The sequence below is a fragment of the Isachenkonia alkalipeptolytica genome, from assembly GCF_009910325.1.
GTDB lineage: Bacteria > Bacillota > Clostridia > Peptostreptococcales > T1SED10-28 > Isachenkonia > Isachenkonia alkalipeptolytica.
In genome coordinates this window covers 162,466-185,695 of the sequence record NZ_SUMG01000007.1, presented here as the reverse complement: position 1 = coordinate 185,695, position 23,230 = coordinate 162,466, and the positions used below count along the sequence as shown (strand labels likewise).

Genomic DNA, 23,230 nt, shown 5'->3' with positions numbered 1-23,230 from the left:
AAGAAACATGGCCTTTCTTGCTTTTTAAATGAAATATTCAATTTTAACATAAAAAACAAATTAATATTTGAGTTTTAGACGACCGAAGCAAGGGGCGGGGTTGCATTTATACGCAACCTGACGGAGGCATTTGTGTCATTGGATGACTCAAACACCTCCGTCCCCTTTGGGTCTCCTTTGGGTCAACATTTGGGTTATCCTCTGTAACATGTTCACAAAAATCCCCGGTACAGCTTTGGGAAATCGGCCTCGGGATTGTTAGAAATTCCCCCTCATCAAATCCGAAATTCTGCCGATAATAGTAAATAGGCTACAGAAGAACATAGCGTTTCATCAGCTAAGAAGCAATAATACATAGGAGGTGTAGGCCTTAGGCCAAGCATATGAAAAGTATTAAGACAAAAATGGTTTTGGTGTTTTCAATTGTCAGTTCCGTGATTTTACTGGCGGCGGGGTTGGTGTTATTTAACATGGCCAGTGACGGAATGACGGATTTATCGGAGAATTTAAGTGAAGAGATCATTCAGGGACAGGCGGATAATGTCTCCGCTTTGATCGATCGGAAAATGGCAGAGTTGAACCTGATCGTGGAGTACGACGGAGTGAAGGAAATGGACATCGACGAAGCCGGGCGGTTTATGGAACATGCCCTGGAGACCAGCGATTTTGGAACCCTAAGTCTCGTGTTCCCCGACGGAAGCGCCTACGGAGCCGACGGCCAGTCCTTTGACTTTAGCGACAGCGCCTATATGGAGCCAATTTTTGAGCAGGGAGAGGCCACCTATGTGACCAACCCCTTTCCCAGCTCCATGGACGGAAGAATGCTTACGGTATTTGCCCATGAAATCCGGGATTTTCGAGGAAATGTGGTGGGAGCCATCTCCGGGTCCATGTATCTCGATGAACTCACCGCCACGGTGGAGGAAATCAATTTGGAAGGGGCCGGATTCGGCTGGGTGGTCGACGGTGAAGGGAATGTGATTGTCCACCGGGACCCCGAGGTCGCCGGAGAGGATAACATCACCGAAGAGTCCAGCCGGTACTATGAACTGGGGCAGGATTTCAGTAGCATGGAGGGGCAGGCCTTCGGCCGGCAGCGGATCTCCGTTGCGGGAGAGGACTCCTACATCTTCTATGCGGACATCGATAATACCCAGGACTGGAAGCTGTTGATCGAAATTCCCAGGGCCAGCCTGTTGAGCGGACTCGGTCAGTTCGTGAATCTGTCCCTGATCCTGCTGGTCATTGCCATCGGTGCGGTGATTGTGGCCTCCTATTTGGCGGCGAACGTGATTGCAAAGCCCATCAAGGCCCTTAGTGAAGAAAGTCGGGCCTTTATCGATTTGGACGTCAGCAAGGATATCCCCGAGAACCTGCAAAACCGACGGGATGAAATCGGGGAGCTGGCGAAGGTACTGCAGCTGGTCACCGAAAGCCTGCGGGAAGTGCTGACAAAGATTCAGGGCCTCTCCGGTTCCGTATCCTCCTCTTCGGAGCAGTTGATGGTCACCAGTGAAGAGTCCTCGAAGGCCTCCGACGAAGTGGCAAAAACCATTGAAGAGATGGCAAAGAGCGCCGGAGAACAGGCGACGGATACGGAAAAAGGGGCGGAAGGAATTTATGCCCTGGGAAAACTCCTGGAAGAGGATGAAACCCTGATTGAAAGCCTGAATGTATCCAACAATCAGATCGACACCTTGAAAAACGAAGGAAACGTGATTTTACAGGAACTGGTGGAGAAATCAGAAATGAACAAAAGCGCTTCAGAGAAAGTGCGCCAGGTGATGCTGGATACCCGGGATCGATCAGGGAAAATTCAAAATGCCAGCCGGATGATCGCAAGTATCTCGGAGCAGACCAATTTACTGGCCTTAAATGCGGCGATTGAAGCGGCCAGAGCGGGAGAAGCCGGCCGAGGATTCTCCGTTGTGGCGGAGGAAATCCGAAAGCTTGCGGAGGAGTCGTCGAATTTCACCGAGGAGATCAACGATATCTTGCTGGAGCTCAGCGACAAGGTGGATGAGGCGGTGTCCGTAACCGATGAGGTGCAGGACGTGGTGGATAGTCAAAGTAAGAGTGTGGACGCCACCAAGGAGAAATTTCACGGCATTGATCTTTCCGTAGAACAGATGAACTCTGTCATGGAAAAAGTAAACGGATCCATGAGGGAAATGGCCAAGGAAAAAGAAGAGATCATCGCCATTATTGAAAATCTATCCGCCGCGGCGGAGGAAAATGCTGCGGCCACCGAGGAAAGCTCCGCTTCCGTAGAGGAGCAAACCGCCGCCATGGAAGAGATCTCCAACGCCAGCGAATCCCTAGCGAAGCTAGCGGAGGAAATGGACGAAAACATCAAGAAGTTTAAGCTGTAAACCGAAGGGGACGGAGGTAATCGGTACATCATCTACCGAATACCTCCGTCCCCTTCGGTTCATTGGGTTCATCCATTCCCCCGAACCTATTGACAACGGACACCGAAAATCATATACTATCAGAAAATGCTATAATCCTAGCATTGAAAACTACACAAAACCCAGTAAAGATGAAAGGTGCGAGATGATGAATAAAACCAATACGGATTATTTAATGAAGATGACAAAGGAATATTTGGAAGGCAATATGGATATAATCACCTATACCCTGGATTTCCCCCATGAGGTGGAGAGCCGTTACGATGCCCTTCAAAAAGAAGATAAAATCATGGCGGAGCTGATCTACAATTGTTTAATAGAAGATGGAATTCATCTCTACGATAAGATGCCCGAAGAGGAATTCAAGCAGGAGCTGAAAGAGCAGTATCAGTATTTAACCAAGATTTATGATGTGCGGTTTAATTAAGCCCTGGGGGATCCCGGCGGATAATCATTTAAAAAAACAAAAGGAGGCAACCCTATGTTATGGTGGAGCGACAGCTTAAAAACGGGAAATGTAAAGGTGGATACCCAGCATAAAAAAATCTTTGAGCTGGGAACCGGGGTACTGGATTTAACTCCCGAGAGCAGTAACGAGACTCTTCAGGAAACCTTCCAGGAACTGATTGACTATACGAAAAAACATTTTGCCGAGGAAGAAAAGATGATGGGGGATCACGGATATTCCAAACTCCAAGAACATCAAGGGTTGCACCGGGAGTTCATTCAAAAGCTGCATAATACCTTACAAGATTTCAAGGCCTCCGGTCCTACCGAAGAAAATGTTGATAATCTCAAACTATTGATGGTGGATTGGCTGATCAATCATATTAATGAGGCGGATAAAAACTTTATACAAAAACTTTAAACCAAAGGGGACGGAGGTATTCGGTACATGATGTACCGAATACCTCCGTCCCCTTTGGTTTATGGCCCCTTTGGTTTACCTTTGTGTCATTATTAACAAAAAATTGTTTAACCGGGGTCTGTTTATGGTAAAAATAGAACATATGCGACGTCCAGGATATTGACCCAAAGTCCAAAACGAAGGGGTGAGGGAATTTGCCGAGAAGAGCTAGGGAAAAAAGCAAGACCGGTGTATATCATGTAATCTTCCGGGGGATCAATAAACAGCGGATTTTCGAAGAGGAACAGGACTACCGGAAGTTTTTGTATGCATTAAAGGATCAACAACCGAAAAGCGAGTACGAGATTTATGCCTATTGCCTGATGACCAATCATATCCATCTTTTGATGAAAGAAGGCGAGGAAGAGCTTGGAACCGTCTTTCGAAGAATCGCCTCGAAATATGTGCAGTGGTATAACGGAAAATACGAACGGGTGGGACATCTTTTTCAGGATCGTTTTAAAAGTGAGGTGGTGGAAACCCCTGGCTATTTTCTTGGTGTACTACGCTATATCCACCAAAATCCCTTAAAAGCCGGTATGGTTCAGAAACTTTCCGATTACCCCTGGAGCAGCTATCGGGAGTACTTTGAAGCGTCGAATGAAGCGTCGAATGAAGCGTCGAATGAAGCGTCGAATGAAGCGTCTGACAAAACTTTCGGTCTGAAGCTTTGCAATCAGGACATGGCCGTTGCTTCTCTAAAAGAACCTTCCAGAAACCATCCACCGGATACTTACCCTCAAAACACCCACGACCCAATCACGGAAGAACAGCGAAATAAGGCGAAAATATTTTTGAAAGAATTTCATAAAGTACCGGAAAACAAACCCTACTTAGAGTTTGATAGAAGCCGTCGGTGGCGGGATGAGGATGCAGCGGATTTTGTTAAGCAACAGGTGTATGGGAAGAGTCCAACGGTTATTCAAAGCTATGACCCTGTGCGGCGAGCCGAGATCATTACAACCTGCAAAGAATACGGGATTTCCTTAAGGCAGCTGGAAAGGATCACGGGGATCGGCTATAGTATTTTACAACGGATATAGCTATAGTATTTCAAAACAGATATAGCTGTAGTATTTTACAACGGATCTAAAGGAAGGAAACACTTATAATAAAGGGGTGGTAATGCGGTCCCCCTTCGGTGTGCTATATATCGAATACCTCCGTCAGGTTGCGTAAAAACTGTTTTGTTACAAATTTTATATACTATATGTTGAATCCATGATTTAATGTTCAACTATATATAGCTGTTGATAATTATAACATCAGCGTTTTTACGCAGCCTGCCGTCCCCTTTGGTAGACTATATACCGAATACCTCCGTCCCCTTTGGTAGACTATATACCGAATACCTCCGTCCCCTTTGGTCTACTTGTTTTTTATTTTCCTTGTGTTATAATAACTAAACTGAGACAATGGAAAAAGTTGTGCCGATGAGAAAAAAAGTGACTTCACAAAATAAAACCTGATAATCAACGGGAATCAGGGGTATACATAGGTGTTGTCGCAGTATTCACAAAACTAGAGGAGTGAAAGAAAATGATCAAAATTGAAGAGGTGGTTAAAAAGTATCCCGGAATGCAGCGCCCGGCAGTGGATAAGTTAAACATGAGTATAGAAGAGGGAGAAATCTGTACTTTTGTTGGGCCTTCGGGATGTGGAAAAACCACAACCTTAAAAATGATTAACCGGATCATCGAACCCAGCGGTGGAAAAATTTATGTGAATGGCGAAAACGTCATCGATCAGAATGCCAATGAACTGAGAAAAAAGATCGGATACGTAATTCAAAAAACAGGACTCTTTCCCCATTATTCGGTGTTCGATAATATCGCCATTGTACCCAGACTCTTAGGCTGGGAAGAGGAAAAGGTTGAAAAACGGGTGGTGGAACTGTTAAAACTGATGAACCTGGATCCCGATGAGAACCGGGATAAATTCCCGAAAGCCCTGTCGGGCGGACAAAGCCAGCGGGTGGGCGTGGCCCGGGCCATGGCGGCGGATCCTCCGGTAATGCTTATGGATGAGCCCTTTGGAGCGGTGGACCCCATTACCAGAAATCAGCTGCAAAATGAATTTTTAAAACTGCAGAAAAAGGTCAAAAAAACCATCTGTTTTGTAACCCATGATATTGATGAGGCCATCAAAATGGGAGATAAAATTGCTATTATGAACGAGGGGAAACTGGTGCAGTTTGATACCCCCGAGAATATCTTATTTAATCCCGCTAATGAGTTCGTCGAGCAGTTTGTGGGATCCGACCGGTCCCTGAAGGTACTAAACCTGCTTCGGGTAACGGAAGTAATGCGAAAGAATATTAAGCGGGTGAAGGATACCGCCGGGATCGATGAGATTGAAAAATACTTTAAGCATCCCGATAAAAATCGAATCCTGATTCATAATGATGAAAAAGAAGTGGTGGGGTACCTGGCCAAGGAGGACTGGAATAAACTCTCCAGCGCCAAGGGATGGAATAAAGGAATCCGAATGTTCCCCATATCACTAAACGAACATAACACCCTAAAGGATGCCATGTCGGATATGTTGCAGCATAATATTGCGGCTCTTCCCGTAATGGGGAAAGAGGATGAATTCCTGGGGATTGTAACCTTTTCGGATATCCGTTCCTATATCGGAGAGGCCTACGAAGAAAATGATAGTGAAGAAAATGAGGTGTTGTAGTGATGAATGAAGCACGGAGAGTCTTTAACTACTTCACAAACAATTTGGATCGGATTTACGGTTACACCATGGAACATCTGATTTTAATCGCGATCGCCATCAGCTTATCCGTGGTTCTTTGGGTCAGCTTGGGGGTCCTCCTCAGAAACAATAAGAAAATGGCCAACGGTGTTATGGGAGTGGGAAGTTTTGTCATGTCCGTCCCAAGTGTGGCCCTATACGGAATCTTAATCAGTATTCCCGGACTGGGACTTAGCCGCCAAAGTGCGGTACTGGCCCTGGTTCTTTACTCCATGCTACCGATCCTTCGAAATGTGTACGTGGCTTTGAATGAAGTGGACAAAAACATTTTAGAGGCGGCCAAGGGGATGGGGATGAGCGAGACCCAAATTCTTCGAAAAGTACAGCTTCCCCTGGCCCTGCCGGTGATTCTCGCCGGCGTACGGGTAGCTACGGTTATGATGGTGGGCATCGGGACCCTGGCGGTATACATCGGGGAGCGAAACCTTGGTGTACTCATTGAGCAGGGGCTGACCCGCTCCCGGTCGGATATGATTATTACAGGAGCCCTGCTGGTTACGGTTTTTGTAGTGATTATCGACTTTTTCATCGGCTGGCTGGAAAAAACCGTGGTTTCCAAAGGCATCCAAAGCGAAGAAGTATCACAGTCGGGAGGTGAGAATTAATGGGTGTTGAACGATTAATTGAAATCATACAAGATCAGGGACTGCAACTTTTGCAAAGACATCTGTTTTTAGTGTTCGTTTCCCTGTTCTTTGCCATCATTATTGCGCTACCCATTGGGATCTTAGTTACCCGGCCACCCTTTAACAAAAAAATCAATCAGATTCTTTCCTTCCTGAATACGGCTCAAGGGGTTCCTAGTTTGGCGGTAATTGCGATTTTCCTTCCGATTATGGGAGTTGGGGTACGCCCCGCAATTTTTGCCTTGTCGATTTATGCACTGCTGCCGATAGCAAGGAATACGGTGGCTGCCATCAAGGGACTGGATCCCGATGTGCTGGAGGCCGCCAGAGGTATGGGGCTTTCCAAAAGAGAAGTGCTTTTCAAGGTGGAATTGCCCCTAGCCACGCCGATTATTGTGGCGGGAATCCAAACCGCAACGATCCTTACGGTGGGAACTGCAATTATTGCACATCTTATCGGAGCCGGCGGTCTTGGGCGTCTGATTTTTACCGGGATTGCCATGAACAGCCCGGAGTTTATTCTAGCCGGATCTTTAATCGCCGCAGCGATTGCCATTATTTTAGATCAGCTGTTGGGACTGTTTCAAAGCCGGATCCGAAAAAAGTACGGCGGGTAATGTTTGACCAATAGATTAAAAAAATATAAGGAGGAGATGAAAAGATGAAAAGTAAAAAAAGTTTTAAAAAGTGGTCGCTGCTTCTGATCGCGATCTTATTAACCGCAACCCTGTTTATTGGGTGTGGCGAGGATGATGAGGACAACCCCACTATTACGGTGGCCTCGAAGCCCTGGACAGAACAAATGATTCTTGGAAACATGCTGTTGGATCTTTTTGATCACCACGGATACCCGGTGGAAGACCGAATTGGTCTGGGAGAATCCGATGTAATCCGTCCTGCACTGCACAGTGATCAAGTGGACGTTTACTGGGAATATACCGGAACCACCCTTACCACGTTTATGCATGAAGATCCTGTAGGGGATCCCGATGAAGCCTATCAAATGGTAAAGGACTGGGACAAGGAAGAAAATGATGTTGTGTGGTTGGAGTACTCTGAAGCCAACAACGCCTATGTTTTATTGATGCGGGAAGAGGATGCGAATGAAAAGGGCATTGTTACGATCTCGGATCTTGCGGCATACATCAACGAGAATCCCGGAGAATTGGACCTTGGTTGTAATGAAGTATTCTATGAGCGGGAAGACGGCGTTCAGGGGCTGGAAAGAGTCTATGATTTCGAGTTCGGCGATGATAATATCACCTTCTTAAGTACAGGGCTATATTATGACGCCCTTCGACAAGGGGAAGTGGATGTTGCGGAAGGTTTCGGAACCGACGGAAGAATCCCGGCCTTTGATCTGATCATCATTGAAGACGACGCAGACTTTTTCCCGGTTTACAACCCGGCACCGGTGGTACGTCAGGAAATTCTGGACGCTTATCCGGAATTAGAAGAAATCGTGAATGAACTTACCCGACTGCTTGATCATGATACCTTAACGGAATTGAACGAAGAAGTGGATATCCATGAATTAGAACCGGAAGAAGTAGCGGAAAACTTCCTACGGGACAACGGTTTAATCGATTAAAAAAAAGATCAACGAACCAAAGGGGACGGAGGTGTTTGAGTCATCATGACTCAAACACCTCCGTCCCCTTTGGTTCGTCCCCTTTGGTTTATCTTTTGCTCTATTCTTTTTCTCTTCCCAGGGCCGCCGCCACTTCTTCGATGAAAATGTAAAACACCGTCCGGGATTTTTCATGGGGCTTTAACTCCCGGGGCTGAGCGTGTTTCGACAGCCAGATCAGCTGGTCTGAAGTCTCCAGCAGGGATTGGTTGTACTCCTCGGCGAGAATCAGGACCTTGGCTCCTTGGGCCTTCGCTGATTGGTACAGGTCTTTAAAGGGGCGAAAGGCCCCGGTGGTTGTGAGGATCACCAACAAGGTATCGGAATCCAGCAGGTTTTCCGCCATGAATTCTTCGGACAGGGCATTGACGTATTTACCCGTGGAAAAGCGAAGTTTGTACTCGAAGTACTCCGCCGCCAGATAGGAAGGCCCGTGGCCGAAAAAAAGGATCTTCGGGTACTTTTCCATCTCTTCGATAAAGGCGGTTACCAAGGCGGGATCAAAATCCTCCAGGAACCGATGGAGCCTTTCCAATTCACCGGTGGTATCCCTCGGGGAAAGCTCCTTTTCATAAAGAAACTGCATATATTGTTTATAGTTGGCAAAACCCAGTTTTTTTACGAACTTGGAGATTTTCGAAATGGAACAGCCGCAAAGCTCGGCGGCGTCGCCGATGGTGATGGAGGATCGGTGAAGGGCTGCGGCTTTCAGGCTTTCGTGGATTTCTTTTTCCAGGGGATTCAGTTTGCTAAAATCAATTCGGATCATGGGGAGATCCCTCCTTTTGAGGTATATACTTTAGGGTAAGAATAGCATTGACAGAAAGAAATGTAAAGCAATTAACGGAAAATTTTCCACAAAGAAAAGAAATAATACATAAAAATATAAAACTTTCCGTTATTTCATTGACGGAAGGGGGGATTCATAGTATCATAAAGACCATAGAAATAGGAGAAAAACCGGAAAATTCAACGCATGTACCCGGTGACTCCGGTGGACCGGATGAAACCCCATGAAGCGAACCGGAACCGGATGAGCGAACCTATAAAAACTTGGAGGGATAGGTTATGGAAACGAAGGACTTACTGAAAGATTTAGAAGAAATACTGACGGCGGAGCAGATCAACACCGATGAGGAGGATCTCTACGACGCTTCGGCGGACCGCTACAAAAAATATGCGAAGGTGCGACGGGTGCTGGATGTGCCTAAACCCAAGGGCATCGTGTATCCGAACTCCACCGAGGAAGTCAAGAAACTCTTAATGTATTGCAATGAAAACAACATCAATGTGATCCCCCGTTCAGGAAAAACCGCCACAGAGGGCGGCCTGGAAAACTGGAAGGAAAATAGCATCGTGATCGATGCCAAAAATCTCAACAAGACCGTAAAAATCGATGAATACAATATGCAGGCCACGGTGCAAGCCGGTGTGGTACTGGGAGAATTGGAAGAGGAGCTTCGGAAAAAAGGCCTCACCACGGGACATTCCCCGCAGTCTAAACCCGTAGCAAAAATGGGGGGCTTGGTGGCTACACGAAGCATCGGTCAACTATCGACTCTTTATGGCGGCATTGAGGACATGGTGGTAGGACTGGAGTGCGTATTCCCCGACGGTCACATTTCAAGGGTTAAAAACGTCAGCCGTCGCGCGGGAGGGCCGGATATCCGCCACATCGTCATCGGGAATGAAGGTGCTCTTTGCTACATCACAGAAGTTACCGTGAAACTATTTAAATACTTCCCGGACAATAACGAATTCCACGGCTTTTTAGTTAAGGATATGGATACGGGGATTAAAATCCTCCGGGAAGTGATGGTCAACGGCTATCGACCTTCCGTTGCCCGGTGCTATTCGGAAGAGGATGCAAAGCAGCATTTCTATCATTTTTATAAGGACCGCTGCGTCGTGATTTTCATGGCGGAGGGCAACAAAGGCCTCGTGGAAGCCACAGGAAAAGGCATCGAGACCGCGGCGGAGAAGTTTAATGAGGGCATTGTGGAGAAAGTGGACAGTGATCTCTTGGAAGAGTGGTTTGAGAACTTAAACTGGTCCCAACAGGATATCGACGATGAGTACGAAGGCATGTTGGAAAATGACAGCCATACCGGATTCACCACCGAGGTCTCCGGAGACTGGGAAACCATTCCAAAGATCTATCATAACGTAATCAAACGCATCAAAGAGGAGTATCACCGGGTGGAGGATTTGACCATGCTGGGAGGCCACTCGTCCCACAGCTATATCAACGGTACCAACATGTACTTCGTTTACAACTACGAAATTCACTGCGCCCCGGAGGATGAAATGCGGGTTTACCATCACCCCCTACAACGGATCATCGTAGAGGAAACCTTAAAGCTTGGGGGATCCATGTGCCATCACCACGGAATCGGAAAGTTTAGAAATGAATGGACCAAGGAGGAGCACGGATCCGCCTACTATATGCTGGAAAAACTGAAGGAGACCTTTGATCCCAACAACATCATGAACTTCGGGACGATTTATCCTCAAAAAGAAGGGGAAAAATATCAGAAGTAGGGATAGGTAAGGGGCAGTGCGGTAAAGCACAGTATGGAAAGCGCAGTATGGAAAGCGCAGTATGCGAAGTGCAGTATGCAAAGCGCAGTACGTAAACGCAAAATAGCAAAGCGCAGTATAGCAAAGCACAGTAGGTAAAGCGCAGTATGGAAAGCGCAATATGGAAAGCGCAGTATAGCAAAGCACAGTACGTAAAGCACAGTACGTAAAGCACAGTACGTAAAGCACAGTACGTAAAGCACAGTACGTAAAGCACAGTATGGAAATCGCAATATAACAAAGCGCAATATAGCAAAGCGCAGTATAGCAAAGCACAGTAGGTAAAGCGCAGTATGGCAAATCGCAGTAGGTAAAGCGCAGTATGGCAAATCGCAGTAGGTAAAGCGCAGTATGGAAAGCGCAATATAGCAAAGTACAGTACGTAAAGCATAGCATAGTACAGTACAGAAACAAAGACAGGAGTCGCGACTATGAAGATAATATGTTTGGTAAAATTCATTCCCGATGTGGAAAACATTCAATTTGATCAAAAGAAAAATATATTGATGCGGGAAAAGGCGAAGCTTAAGCTGAATCCCGACGATGAAATCGCCCTGGCGGCGGCGCTGAAAGTAAAGGAGGCGGCCCCGGAAACCAATGTGGAAATTGTAACCATGGGACCGGAAGGGGTCAGCCGAAAGTTTCAGGATCTTCTAAGAAGAGATGTGGACCGGGGAACCTTGATCAGTGATCCCTTATATGTGGGAAGCGACACCTATGCCACCAGTCGGATTATCGGAGAGTTTTTAAAGACCCGAAGGGCGGACTGTATTTTCACCGGAACCCATTCCTTAGACGGGGACACCTCCCATGTGCCGGGACAAATCGCCGAGATTTTAGACATCCCACAGATGAATAATGTGATCACCGTAAATATCGAGCAGCTGCTTCAAGGGAAGGGCCTCCTAGAGGTGAACAGCGAAGGGGACATACTGCAGTTTCAGATGAAGCTTCCGGGAATCATCAGCTTTGAAAAAAGCCGGGAGTATAAGATGCCCTACATTCGCTACGAGGATTTTCAGCGGGATGTCCGAGATAAAATGGAGGTTCTCACCAATCAGGATCTGCAGCTGACAGAAGAGGAAGTGGGGCTTTCCGGATCCCTCACCGAGGTATCAAGAACCTTTATGAAAACTATGGGGAAAAAGGAAAACATCACGGTGAAAAATGACGAGGAAGGCATTGAACGGGTTTATCAATTCTTAAAGGAAAAGGAATATATCTAATATGAAAAAATGTCTGATTTACGCGGGAAAAGAAAATATACAGGACGCCATAGATTTAATCGATGCGGCGGATAGGCTTTACGGCCGGGAAGCGGCGGAGATCTATGGATTTGGAGATCCTGAAGCCCTACAAGAGCTGGAGGGGCATTTCGATGTGCTGATTCGGGGAGAAGTGAGAAAAGACCTGGAAAACACAGAGCAAGCAAGTGCAGAGCAAGCAAGTGCAGAGCAAGCAAGTGCAGAGCAAGGCATGCGGCATGATGACAGCAGGGATGGCACACAAGGCATGCGGCAGTACAGTGGCAGCGAATATACTGTTATCCATGAGGAAATCTTCTATGACATAAAAAACCTGACCAACTGCATGGAAAAACTCCACCGCCTCTACGATTTCCACAGCATTTTAATCCCCGCGGACCATGTGGGAAGAATGCTTGCCCCCAGGCTTTCCATGCGCCTTAAGACCGGACTGACCGCCGATGTTACCGCCATTGAATCCGACGGAGAAAACATCGAACTGATACGCCCTGCCTACAGCGGAAAGCTGATGGCGGCGATTAAGAACCGGGGAGCAGGACCGCTGATGATGAGCGTTCGGCAAAAGGTTTTTCAGTGGGACCGGTCCCGGACCGTAAAAAGCCGGTGGCAAACCGTCTCTTTTGATCATATCCAAGAGCCGGGGATCAAGCTTCTTCGAAGAAAAAAGCAGGAAAGTGCGGCGGATATTCGGGAAAGCGAGGTGCTAATCGCCGGCGGCGGAGGTGCCGCTCGGTATTTTAATGAGCTGGAGGCCCTGGCCCAAGCCTTGAAGGGACAGGTTGCCGCCAGTCGAAAGATCATCGACCAGGACATTGCCCCGAGGAGCATCCAGGTAGGCCAGTCGGGAAAAACCGTCAGCCCGAAACTCTACATTGCCATTGGCATCAGCGGCTCCATTCAGCATATTGAAGGGCTGAAAACTCCGGAGCACGTCATTGCGGTGAATAAAAAAAGCCGGGCGCCGATTTGCAGCATCGCCGATATTGTAGTGGCGGGAGACGGCAAGGTATTTGTTGAAAAACTCCTGGAGCGGATTCATCAGGGGAAGAATCAAGATGAACCGGCGAAGGAATAAAGACAATTAAGAGAAAGGCCTAAAGGTTAAGCCATAAACACCAAGCCATAAACACCAAGCCATAAACACCAAGGAAAAAAGAAAAAAGCATAAAGAAAAAGAACATCATCTGAAAAAACAGGAAGTCTACAGACGCCGAGAGAGTTAAATCTAAAAGCTGGAGGGTACAACTTATGAATTTGACGGATTTCGATATGAGTTATTTTTCCTTGAAGGGGAAAAATGCCATTGTCACCGGAGGAAATAGCGGTTTGGGCCAAGCATTTTCCGTAGCCCTGGCCAAGGCGGGAGCCAATGTGTTAGCCGTTAGCATATCCGGGGATAACGGAGACGTAAAACAGGAAGTGGAAAAATGCGGCGTGGAGTATCACTACATTCAGGCGGACCTAACGAAGGACGGTCAGTGCAAAAGGGCCGTGGATGCTTGTGTGAAGCAGTGGGGCAGTGTGGATATTGTGATCAACAGTGCCGGGATCTCCATCAATGTAGAGGATGTGACCAAGTTCACCCGGTTGGAGTGGGATAAAATGGTGTCGGTGAATTTAACCGCCGCCTATGAGATGGCCCATGAAGCCTGTAAACATATGATCAAGCAGGGAAGCGGAAAAATCATCAACATCGCCTCCTTATTTTCCTTTCTGGGAGGCAAGTGGTCCCCGGCCTATGCTGCAACGAAACATGGAATCGCAGGGCTTACCAAGGCCATGTGTGATGAACTGGGAGAATTTAATATCCAGGTAAATGCCATTGCCCCGGGCTACTTTGCGACGAAACTGACAGAGAAAACCCGATCTGATGCAAAGCAGAACGAAAAAATTCTTTCCCATATCCCCGCCAATCGATGGGGGGAAGGCAGTGATTTAATGGGGGCCTGCGTGTTTCTGGCCAGCAACGCCTCGAACTATGTGAACGGCCATATTCTCACCGTGGACGGCGGCTATTTGATGCGATAAACAAATCAGCACCGATGGAACCGATGAAGTTAGCAGTAAAGATAGTAAACAAGAACTGCCGGAAAGGCTTACCAAAAGGCAGAGGAGGGACAGACTGTGAAATATATTATTGGAATCGACGGCGGTACCCAGAGTACAAAAATCGGGATTTACGATCTGGAAGGGAACCTGATTTTAGAGGAGAAGCAAAAACTTCGGCCCTTATATATCCCCGATGCTGACACCGCAGAGCACCCCGATGATGATCTGTGGGAATCCTTACAAAGTGTCAGTAAACGGCTGATGGAGAAGTTTGACGGCGACCACCGGGAGATCATCGGGATCGGACTCGGGAGCATCCGCTGTTGCCGGGTGTATTTGAAAGAAGACGGAACCCTGGCCTATCCCGTGATCAACTGGATGGATAAACGGCTTTCGAAGCCTTATCAGCAGGACATTCCCGAGACCGCTTATATCACCACCACCACCGGATATCTTACCCATCGCTTAACCGGTCAGTTTAAGGATACAGCGGCGAATTATGAAGGGGTCTACGGCCCCCTGGATCGTATCAACTGGAAATGGAGTGAGGATCCTTCCGATTATGCCTACTATAATCTTACCCGGGAGATGTTATTTGATCTGGCCTTGCCGGGAGAAGAGCTGGGAGTCGTAACAAAAAAAGCCGCTGAAGCTACCGGTTTACCGGAGGGCTGCCCCGTCTATGCTACGGCCAACGACAAGGCGGCGGAGGGGCTAGGAGCCGGGATCCATAATAAGGATTCGGTGCTGGTATCTCTGGGAACCTATATCGGAGGCATGATGAAGGGAGATGAGTATACTGAGGAGGCGGAGCACTACTGGTCGAACCTGGCCGCCATTCCCTATCAGTATCTCTATGAAACAAGCAACGGCATTCGAAGAGGAATGTGGAGCATCACCTGGTTTAAAGATCTTTTAGGAGAGGAAATCGAGGAAAAAGCAGCCCAAAGGGGACAATCCGTGGAAGGTCTTTTAGAGTTGGAAGCGAAGAAGGTGGGTCCGGGCAGTGAAGGGCTGATCACCGTAGGGGAGTTTCTGGCACCGAATGATCTGCCTTACCGAAAGGCTCTGTTTATCGGGCTGGACGGCCGGCACAAACGGGGACATATGTACCGCTCTATTATGGAGTCCATTGCCATGACCATGAAAATCAGTGTGGATGCCATGTGTAAGGAGCTGGAGGTGTATCCGAAGCAGGTGATTGTCTCCGGCGGCGGCTCCAACAGTGAACTATTTATGCAGATCTTTGCTGATGCCTTCGGGATCAAATCTGTTCGAAACGTCATCAACAACGCCGCGGGGATCGGCGCCGCCATCAATGTAGCGGTAGGCTCCGGATACTATCCCGATTACAAAACCGCCGTGGAGAAAATGGTCAAAATCAAGGATTCCTTCGAACCGAACCTGGAGCACCATCAACTATATGAAAGAGTGATTCAGGAAGTATACTCGGAAATAAAGGATTATGCGGATCCTATTAATCAAAAAATCTATTCGATTTTTGGATGAACCAAAGTGAACCAAAGGGGATGAACCAAAGGGATTATATGGGGATCGAGGAGGAAATTCAGGAGGGGAAAAATGAACAAAGAAAACCACCGGGATCAGGAAAATCAGAAAAGTACCGGATTGAAGAGACAAAAATACAGTACGTCCAATAAAAAAGAGACACTGCGGTACGTCATGAAGATGCTGAGCATTGTTTTGGCGATTTTAATCGTCCTCGGCGGAGTGTTGGGACTTTTTTGGGTCTTAAACATCTTGAATGAGACCCCGGAGATTCAGGCGAAAAATATTTATGACTATATTGAACAAAACTCCATTATCTATGATAACGTCGGGGAGCAGATGGAAGTGGTCGGAAAAGAGGAGAAAAGAATTATCGTGCCCCTGGAGAAAATCCCGGAGACCATGCAGGAAGCCATTGTGGCTGTGGAGGACGAGCGGTTTTGGGAGCATAGCGGTCTGGATTATCGAAGGATAGTGGGAGCCACCTGGAATAATCTTACCACGGACTCCCGCCAGGGAGGAAGCACCATTACCCAGCAGCTGGCGAAAAACGTATATCTCACCCATGAACAGACCCTAAGACGGAAAATACAGGATGCCTATTACGCCAAGGAGATTGAGAGCCAACTGTCCAAGGAGAAGATTCTTGAGGCTTATTTGAACACCATCAATTTAGGGGGCCAGAATCATGGGGTGGAAGCCGCATCCCAGGCTTATTTTTCCAAGCCCGTCAGTGAACTGGATTTAGTGGAAAGTGCGCTGATTGCAGGGATCACCCAGCATCCCGCACGGTACTCCCCCATCCGGTATATTCCCAGTGATGAGGTTCTGGAGGATCATGTGGTTTACGGTGATTATCACGATTATACAATTATTTTTGATGAGCGGACGGTACCCAGGTATCGAACGGTATTAGGGCAGATGCTTCGAAACGACTATATCACGGAAGACGAGTACCGGGAGGCCTTAGAAGAAAGTGAGCGCCTAGATGAACGGATCAATCCCAGCCGATTCGACGAAGAGGATATTTCCGGGCAGTTCGGAGAATTTATTCGGGCCGAGGTGATGGAAGGCTTTGTGGAGGACGGCATGAGCATTGACCAGGCAAGGCAAAAGATCAGCACCGGAGGCCTTCGGATTTACAGTACCTTGGATCCGGAGATGCAAAATATCATGGAGGAAGAATTTCAAAATCCCGATAATTTCCCGCCAAGCTTTCGGGACAGTGCGGGGAACCTTTTGCGGGATGAACAGGGAAATGTGCAGCCTCAGGGGGCGATGATTATCTCCAATCCCTATACGGGGGAGATCAAAGCCTTAATGGGGGGACGGGAGACCCTGGGCAGCGGCAGTTTTAACCGCGCCGTGGGGACCGGCCGACCGGTGGGCTCATCGATCAAGCCTCTGGCCGCGTTTTTACCGGCCCTGGACAATGACCACACCGTGGCCAGTGTAATCGATGATCTTCCGGTATATTTCGATTTTAATGACCCGGAACGTCGGCATCCCCAAAACGTGGGGGATACCGGCTATTTGGGTCTGATCAATCTTCGGGAGGCTCTGTCTATCTCCAGTAACGTCAGCGCCACGAAACTGCTGGATGAGCTGGATCCCACCGTTGCAGGATCCAATGCGGTGATGCAGCAGTATTTAAATGAGTTGGGGATTGAACACCATACCTATGACTATTCCACGGTACTGGGGTCGGGAAGCGCCTCGCCCTACGCGATGAACCGGGCTTATAATGCCATTGCCAATCGAGGCGTATATAAAGATCTGGTGGCCTTTACCCATGTGAAGGATTCTTCGGGGAATGTACTGTTGGATAACCGGGGAAAAATCGGATTCGGGGAAGGGAGCCGACGCGTGGTGGGGGAAGATGTAGCCTACCTTTTGACGGACATGATGCAACATGCGGTAACCCCGGCCAATGAAGGTTACGGATGGCAGGCGGCCATTCGGCCGAACAATGAAGGGATTCCCGTCGCCGGGAAAACCGGAACCTCCCAGGAGCAAAAGGATGCCTGGTTTGTGGGATACACTCCCTACCTTTCCGCCGCCACCTGGATCGGATACGACCGGGGGGAGCCACTGGGCAGAAGCAGCGAGGTATCCGCCCGGCTGTGGTCGAAGGTTATGGGCAGGATTCATGACGAAGAGGGCTATTCCAATCAGGAATTTGCCCGCCCCGGTAACATTATCGAGGTGGAAGTCTGCAGGATCTCGGGGAAACTCCCCACGGATCTTTGTGAACGGGATCCCAGGGGCTCCCAGGTAGTCACCGAGCTTTTCATCGAAGGCACGGAGCCCACGGAACACTGCGAAGCCCATGTTTCGGTCCATGTCCACCGTAGCAGCGGAGGACGGCCAAGGTGGTTCCACCTTCCCATGTTCTTGGAAGAGCGGGTCTACTTCGTCCGGCCGGAACCCTACGATCCGGCGGAGCACGACGGAATCAAACCCCGGGACTATGAATATCAGCTCCCGGTGGATTAATATAAACCAAAGGACAAACCAAAGGGTAAACCAAAGGGGACGGAGGTATTTGAGTCATGATGACTCAAATACCTCCGTCCCCTTTGTGCTATCTCTGCGCTATTTTGCTAAGCTACCTAGCTTAGCGAGGTAGCTGCTTTTCGATCTTCTGCTAGGGCAGCCGCAGCGGTTTTTTCCACTTCAGCGGTTTCAGCTTTCCGGTCCTTTAAAATCGGACCGGGCATCGGGTAAACTTCCCGACCGAAGGCGCCGTTTACGATCATCGCCGCGGACATATAAATCCCCAAAATGCCTGCTACTAATAAGGCATAGGCGGGAATGAAGGCGAAATCCGCGGATAAAATCTCTAAGTCCATCAGGGTGATAAAGGGCAGTGCAATGTTTAGGGCAAAGACGATTAAGCTAAGGACCAAGGGGGTTTTTAAAAACGCCGGGGTCCATAGTAAAATCACGATGGTCAGGACCATCCAGGCCCATCCGTCAATTCGGGCATCCAGCACCACATTGCTGCTGGCCATTTGAAACTTATAAATCATTTCCAGTCCTCCCACCAGCATGAAAAAGGCGCTGAAAAATAAGAAGGTGTTTCCGCCGGTGGTGTTTCCGCCTTTAAGGTCGATAATGGCCACAATGACCTGTACCACAAACCCGCCAAGCAGCCAGATTCCCAGTAAGGGCAATGCCGCCTCGGTGACTCTTCCCGTAAGAAGGGCGAAAAAACAAAAACATGCGATGGCCAGGGCCACCAGGCCTGCCGGTGTGGGATTAGACCACTCTTTGGCTTGATTACTTTGACTCATAAATAATTCCTCACTTTCGATATCCGTAGATATCATGAATTTTATAAAATTATACCCCATCGTTCCATGGGTTGACAATACAATAACAAAAAGTGCAATTAATCAGTTTTTTCCAAAAGACTTTCGGGAATCGGATACCGCATCAAAAAATACCGATATATCTTTTCGAAATCAATCTTCAGATGCCGCGCCAGGTAGATATAGTGGGCAAAAAGCCGGATGTACAGATTCAGTCCATGGTAATAATCCCCGCTTTCCAGGACGGTGCGAAGCTTTGCAATTCCATCAAAAATCGCTGAAAAGGTTTTAATCTGATTTTCTTCCCCGGGTACAGCTTCAATGGCATCCAAGGTTATGAAATTCAGTTGGTGGACATTACCGATGGAAAGAAGCAGTTGGAAAGCATCTAGGGCTCTTAGGAACAGTTTCTCCTCGGAAATCTCCGGTGTTTTGGCATTGTATTTGTAGCATTTGGTCAGATTGGCCAGCTCCCCGGTTTTCACCTGCAAGGCCAGGAAACGTAAGTCGAAAGTATTTTCTTCTCCCAGAGCATTTTCGGAGATGCTGGCAAAGTCTTGAATTTCTTTTTCCATATAGTCCTGAATTTTAAACAGATCCATTAGTTCTATGATTTCATCTCTCCTTTGTTGATTTAAACGATTTGCACCCGCCGCAAGACGAGGTGGGAATAAGTGGGGGATCAGTACCGCAATAATTTTCGTAAGCAATTCGCAAGTAATAAGTTCGAAATAAATCAAAGTTATAACCAGGTACTAAAACCAACTATAAACATTATAGCGGGATTTCTTCCATCTGTATAGTGAAAAAGACAAATTTGTGAAAAAATAATCTGACTAGGACTGCTTGAAGGACTTGAAATCAATACTTAGGACTATGGTGCAGGTTTCGCCTCAAAGCAATTGGGTATAAATGGAATATAATAAGTTTTGACGGAACAGATCGAGAGAGCCGGAGAATCGAAGAATCGGAGAGTCGAAAATCGGTTGATCGATAGCATAACGAAAGATATTCATAAGACACTGAGTTTGAAAAAACAAGATAATAGGGAGTAGGGAACGAAAGGAGAGGGCCTTTCGTCTAAAGAACAAAAGGCAGAAAAAACCCCGATTATTATCGGATAACAAAAGAGAAAAAACGAATATTGTCAGCGAGCAAAATCCCATTGTGAGGAAAAAAAACCATTGTGAGGGCAAAATCCCATTGTGAACGGAAATAAAGGAGCGAATTTCATGAGAGAACGACAAAGAGGAACCATCATAAAAAAAATTCTTCCTATGATTCTTAGTATAACCTTGATTATCGCCTTATCACCGATTCAAGTTTACGCTTCATCAGAAGTCATTCGTCAAGGTCCAGGTGATGAACCGAAAGTAGCGTTAACTTTTGATGACGGTTATGCTGCGGATATTACCGACGATGTATTGGATGTATTGGCGGAGTATGGTGTTGCCGCAACATTTTTCTTAAACGGGGAGGCCATTGAGGATCACCCGGAACAGGCAAGAAGAGTAGTAAATGAAGGTCACGAGATGGCGAACCATTCTCATACCCATCGGGATTTCACAGAACTATCCGCAGAGGAAATTTTTGAAGAACTTCATTTAACGGAGAAAGCGGCCTTAGAGGCAACGGGCCAGGAGATGAGCAGACTGTTTCGAGCCCCCTACGGATCCTTTAATCAAGAGGTCTTAAACCTCGTTGGGGAAGCCGGTTATTCCTATGCTATTCAGTGGACCATCGATACCTTGGACTGGCAGGCACCATCTCCTGAAGTCATTTATGACAGGGTAATCAGGGATATCGAACCGGGAGCCATCGTACTGCTGCATGTAAACCATGAAGCGGTAAATACCCCGGAGGCCCTACCAAATATTATTGAAGAACTGACAGATCAGGGTTATGAATTTGTGACGGTATCGGAGATGATCTTCGGTACGGAGCCGGGAGAGGTTCACATCGTCCAGGGGGGAGAGACTTTACACAGCATCGCAAGTCAGTATGAAACCACTGTGGATATTCTAGTGGAGATCAACGACATTGAAGATCCCAATGTGATTTATGAAGGACAGGAAATTCTGTTGCCGGAAGGAGAGGAATTAGATCCTGAGCCGGAACCAGAGCCGGAACCAGACCCGGAACCAGAGCCAGACCCTGATCCGGAACCCGATGGCGAGGTTCATATTGTTCAGTCTGGAGAAACGCTGTACCAAATTGCGAATATGTACGACGTAACAGTGGATATACTAGTAGAGCTCAATGACCTGGAAGATCCAAACGTGATAAACGAAGGGCAGGAACTATACCTGCCGGAAGGCGTCGAAACAGATCCCGATCCAGACCCGGATCCCGACCCGGATCCTGACCCCGACCCTGGTCCGGAACCGGACCAAACGTATTACGTTCAAGCAGGAGACAGCCTACAAAGCATTGCAGAAGCCTTTGAAATCCCCTTGGAAGACCTGCTGATTGCTAATCGCATACAAAATCCAAAGCATGTTTTTGTAGGAGAGAGCCTGAGGATTCCCGGAGAATCACCGGATCCAAAAGAAGAAGGTTTGGAAGAAGGTGAATGGTTAGACTCTCAAGATTACAGCGACATTTGGATAGAAGCAGATGAATCCATGGGGCGGCTGGCATCGGATTACCGGGTAACCCTGGAGAAGCTCTTCGATAAAGATGGAGAGTTGAATCAAAATCTGAGGATTGATCAGCCCCAAATAAAACGCCGATAATAAAGCCAGCAGCTAGATGTACCACAGTAGGTACCAAAAATCGTCCTGAATCAAAAACCATCCTGCATCAAAAATCGTCCCGAATCAAAAATCATCCTGCATCAAAAAGCATCTCGAATCAAAAAACATCTGCCCCGGATTTTCAGGGACAGATGTTTTTTACTGGTTTTTTTGCAACAGCAAGAGATCCACGCTAAACAAAAACATACCCGTAAATTGCGACTGTATTTGCAAAAGCTAAGCTGCTTTGCAAAAGAAAGCCTCTTTGCAAAAGAAAGCCCCTTTGCAAATGAACGCTACTTACTAGGCAAAATGCGAAAGCCTTCGGGGATTTCTTCGGGGTACGGATCCTTTTCCACCCGATCGACCCGAGCAGCAGAGGGCCCTTTGTGAAGCTCTTTTTCCAATGTTTCCAGCATAATCGACGTCGGCGCTTTAGCTACAACCTCCACGGTGCCATCGGAGCGGTTTCTGCAAAAACCATGGATCCCCAGGGCATGGGACAGATCCTCTAACCAATTGCGAAAGCTCACTCCCTGCACTCGACCATGAATCCGGTAATGAAACTGAAGGCTTTGAGGCGAGGTTTTCGCAGGATTCTTTTTGTTCTTAGCGCTTTTATCGTTCTTAGCGCTTTTATCGCTTTTATCGTTCTTAGCGCTGGTATTTTTGTTGGGGTTGCCCTGTTGATTTTCATATTCCTTTCTGAATGCACTCATTTCTGATCCCATCCTCCTTCATGATTGATTTTTACGAAGTCTCCCGGATGATCTTTTGAAGCATCAGGACGAAGGTTTCAATGGACTCGGAGCCCGGAATCACATAATCTTGATTGATCCGAAAGAAGGGTACGCTTTGGATCTTTAGTTCCTCGGCCTGAGCCATATCCCGGCGGACTTCCTCCTGATAGATATTCGGATCTGACAGAAGCTCATAGGCTTGGGATTTCACTATACCCACGTCCTTGCATAAGGTTAAGAGCTCATCGTGATCACTGATCAAGCCACCCTTTTCAAAATAAGATTTAAAAATCTTTTCCGCCAGAGCCTGATCCTTTCCCAGAGTTCTCGCATACTTTGTCAGTCGATGGGCATCCAAGGTGTTGGTGGGTTTCATGTCTTCAAAATCATAGTAAAGCCCCACTTTTTCCGCCCGTTCTTGGACCTCCCGGAGGTTATTTTCGGCTTCCTCCAAGGTAAGGTTGTATTTCTTTGACAGCAGTTCCTGCATCCCTTCGCCGGAATAAGCGGGGATCTCCGGGTTTAGCTGATAGCTTTTAAACTCTATGTCCACCTCATCCGTAAGATGCAGTTCCTGTAAAGCGATGTCTAGATGCCGTTTTCCCATGTAGCAGAAGGGACAGACATAATCAGACCACATTTCAATTTTCATTGAAAATTCTCCTCTCTTTTTGTGATGTGATATCTTTCATAGCTTACAT

General features: G+C 47.4%; 21 protein-coding genes. 16 read left to right on the top strand and 5 right to left on the bottom strand.

The genetic code is table 11. From position 1 onward, the window contains the following. Positions 1-383 precede the first annotated feature (383 nt). From ISALK_RS07890 to ISALK_RS07855, 8 genes are all read left to right on the top strand, one after another. On the top strand, positions 384-2,372 hold the full coding sequence (locus tag ISALK_RS07890; RefSeq protein WP_160720944.1) for a methyl-accepting chemotaxis protein: 1,989 nt from the start codon (positions 384-386) through the stop codon (positions 2,370-2,372). A gap of 187 nt (positions 2,373-2,559) precedes the next feature. Further along, on the top strand, positions 2,560-2,838 hold the full coding sequence (locus ISALK_RS07885; RefSeq protein ID WP_160720942.1) for a hypothetical protein: 279 nt from the start codon (positions 2,560-2,562) through the stop codon (positions 2,836-2,838). Positions 2,839-2,892: 54 nt separating this feature from the next. Then, positions 2,893-3,279, top strand: coding sequence for a bacteriohemerythrin (locus tag ISALK_RS07880; RefSeq protein ID WP_160720940.1), 387 nt, complete (start codon positions 2,893-2,895; stop codon positions 3,277-3,279). A 194-nt stretch (positions 3,280-3,473) separates the two neighbouring features. Further along, positions 3,474-4,361: a transposase gene (locus ISALK_RS07875; RefSeq protein ID WP_160720938.1), complete on the top strand. Its 888-nt coding sequence runs from the start codon at positions 3,474-3,476 to the stop codon at positions 4,359-4,361. Between the two features lie 496 nt (positions 4,362-4,857). Then, positions 4,858-6,000, top strand: coding sequence for an ABC transporter ATP-binding protein (locus tag ISALK_RS07870; protein ID WP_160720936.1), 1,143 nt, complete (start codon positions 4,858-4,860; stop codon positions 5,998-6,000). A 2-nt stretch (positions 6,001-6,002) separates the two neighbouring features. Next, positions 6,003-6,686, top strand: a complete 684-nt coding sequence (locus ISALK_RS07865) for an ABC transporter permease (protein ID WP_160720934.1) — start codon at positions 6,003-6,005, stop codon at positions 6,684-6,686. Further along, on the top strand, positions 6,686-7,324 hold the full coding sequence (locus ISALK_RS07860) for an ABC transporter permease (protein ID WP_160720932.1): 639 nt from the start codon (positions 6,686-6,688) through the stop codon (positions 7,322-7,324). The genes ISALK_RS07865 and ISALK_RS07860 overlap by 1 nt, the downstream gene beginning before the upstream one ends. A gap of 44 nt (positions 7,325-7,368) precedes the next feature. Continuing rightward, positions 7,369-8,298, top strand: a complete 930-nt coding sequence (locus ISALK_RS07855; protein ID WP_160720931.1) for an ABC transporter substrate-binding protein — start codon at positions 7,369-7,371, stop codon at positions 8,296-8,298. 100 nt (positions 8,299-8,398) lie between these two features. On the opposite strand, the gene ISALK_RS07850 is transcribed toward ISALK_RS07855, so the two are convergent. After that, positions 8,399-9,106 carry a MurR/RpiR family transcriptional regulator gene (locus ISALK_RS07850; RefSeq protein WP_160720930.1) on the bottom strand — a complete coding sequence of 236 codons (708 nt, stop codon included), beginning with the start codon at positions 9,104-9,106 and terminating at the stop codon, positions 8,399-8,401. A gap of 47 nt (positions 9,107-9,153) precedes the next feature. On the opposite strand from ISALK_RS07850, the gene ISALK_RS07845 reads away from it, so the two are divergent. The 7 genes from ISALK_RS07845 to ISALK_RS07815 all read left to right on the top strand — a co-directional run bounded on the left by ISALK_RS07845 (position 9,154) and on the right by ISALK_RS07815 (position 18,236). Then, a complete protein-coding gene (locus ISALK_RS07845) occupies positions 9,154-9,354 on the top strand; it encodes a hypothetical protein (RefSeq protein ID WP_160720929.1) in 201 nt (66 codons plus the stop codon). A 51-nt stretch (positions 9,355-9,405) separates the two neighbouring features. After that, on the top strand, positions 9,406-10,878 hold the full coding sequence (locus tag ISALK_RS07840) for an FAD-binding oxidoreductase (RefSeq protein WP_160720928.1): 1,473 nt from the start codon (positions 9,406-9,408) through the stop codon (positions 10,876-10,878). 470 nt (positions 10,879-11,348) lie between these two features. After that, positions 11,349-12,143 carry an electron transfer flavoprotein subunit beta/FixA family protein gene (locus ISALK_RS07835; protein ID WP_160720927.1) on the top strand — a complete coding sequence of 265 codons (795 nt, stop codon included), beginning with the start codon at positions 11,349-11,351 and terminating at the stop codon, positions 12,141-12,143. A 1-nt stretch (position 12,144) separates the two neighbouring features. Further along, complete coding sequence (locus ISALK_RS07830) at positions 12,145-13,257, top strand: electron transfer flavoprotein subunit alpha/FixB family protein (RefSeq protein WP_160720926.1); 1,113 nt, start codon at positions 12,145-12,147, stop codon at positions 13,255-13,257. A gap of 173 nt (positions 13,258-13,430) precedes the next feature. Then, on the top strand, positions 13,431-14,210 hold the full coding sequence (locus ISALK_RS07825) for an SDR family oxidoreductase (protein ID WP_160720925.1): 780 nt from the start codon (positions 13,431-13,433) through the stop codon (positions 14,208-14,210). Between the two features lie 96 nt (positions 14,211-14,306). Continuing rightward, positions 14,307-15,740, top strand: a complete 1,434-nt coding sequence (locus tag ISALK_RS07820) for an FGGY-family carbohydrate kinase (protein WP_160720924.1) — start codon at positions 14,307-14,309, stop codon at positions 15,738-15,740. Positions 15,741-15,812: 72 nt separating this feature from the next. Next, on the top strand, positions 15,813-18,236 hold the full coding sequence (locus ISALK_RS07815) for a transglycosylase domain-containing protein (protein WP_160720923.1): 2,424 nt from the start codon (positions 15,813-15,815) through the stop codon (positions 18,234-18,236). 116 nt (positions 18,237-18,352) lie between these two features. Here ISALK_RS07815 and ISALK_RS07810 read toward each other — a convergent pair whose 3' ends face one another. After that, a complete protein-coding gene (locus tag ISALK_RS07810; protein ID WP_160720922.1) occupies positions 18,353-19,036 on the bottom strand; it encodes an acetate uptake transporter family protein in 684 nt (227 codons plus the stop codon). A 98-nt stretch (positions 19,037-19,134) separates the two neighbouring features. After that, positions 19,135-19,656: a dUTP diphosphatase gene (locus ISALK_RS07805; RefSeq protein WP_160720921.1), complete on the bottom strand. Its 522-nt coding sequence runs from the start codon at positions 19,654-19,656 to the stop codon at positions 19,135-19,137. Between the two features lie 630 nt (positions 19,657-20,286). On the opposite strand from ISALK_RS07805, the gene ISALK_RS07800 reads away from it, so the two are divergent. Beyond that, positions 20,287-21,789 (top strand): LysM peptidoglycan-binding domain-containing protein, encoded by a 1,503-nt coding sequence (locus ISALK_RS07800; RefSeq protein WP_160720920.1) that lies wholly within the window; start codon positions 20,287-20,289, stop codon positions 21,787-21,789. Positions 21,790-22,085: 296 nt separating this feature from the next. On the opposite strand, the gene ISALK_RS07795 is transcribed toward ISALK_RS07800, so the two are convergent. Continuing rightward, complete coding sequence (locus ISALK_RS07795) at positions 22,086-22,508, bottom strand: acylphosphatase (protein WP_160720919.1); 423 nt, start codon at positions 22,506-22,508, stop codon at positions 22,086-22,088. 31 nt (positions 22,509-22,539) lie between these two features. Then, entirely contained in the window at positions 22,540-23,181 is a 642-nt protein-coding gene (locus tag ISALK_RS07790; protein ID WP_160720918.1) for a DsbA family oxidoreductase, read from the bottom strand. Positions 23,182-23,230: the final 49 nt, after the last annotated feature.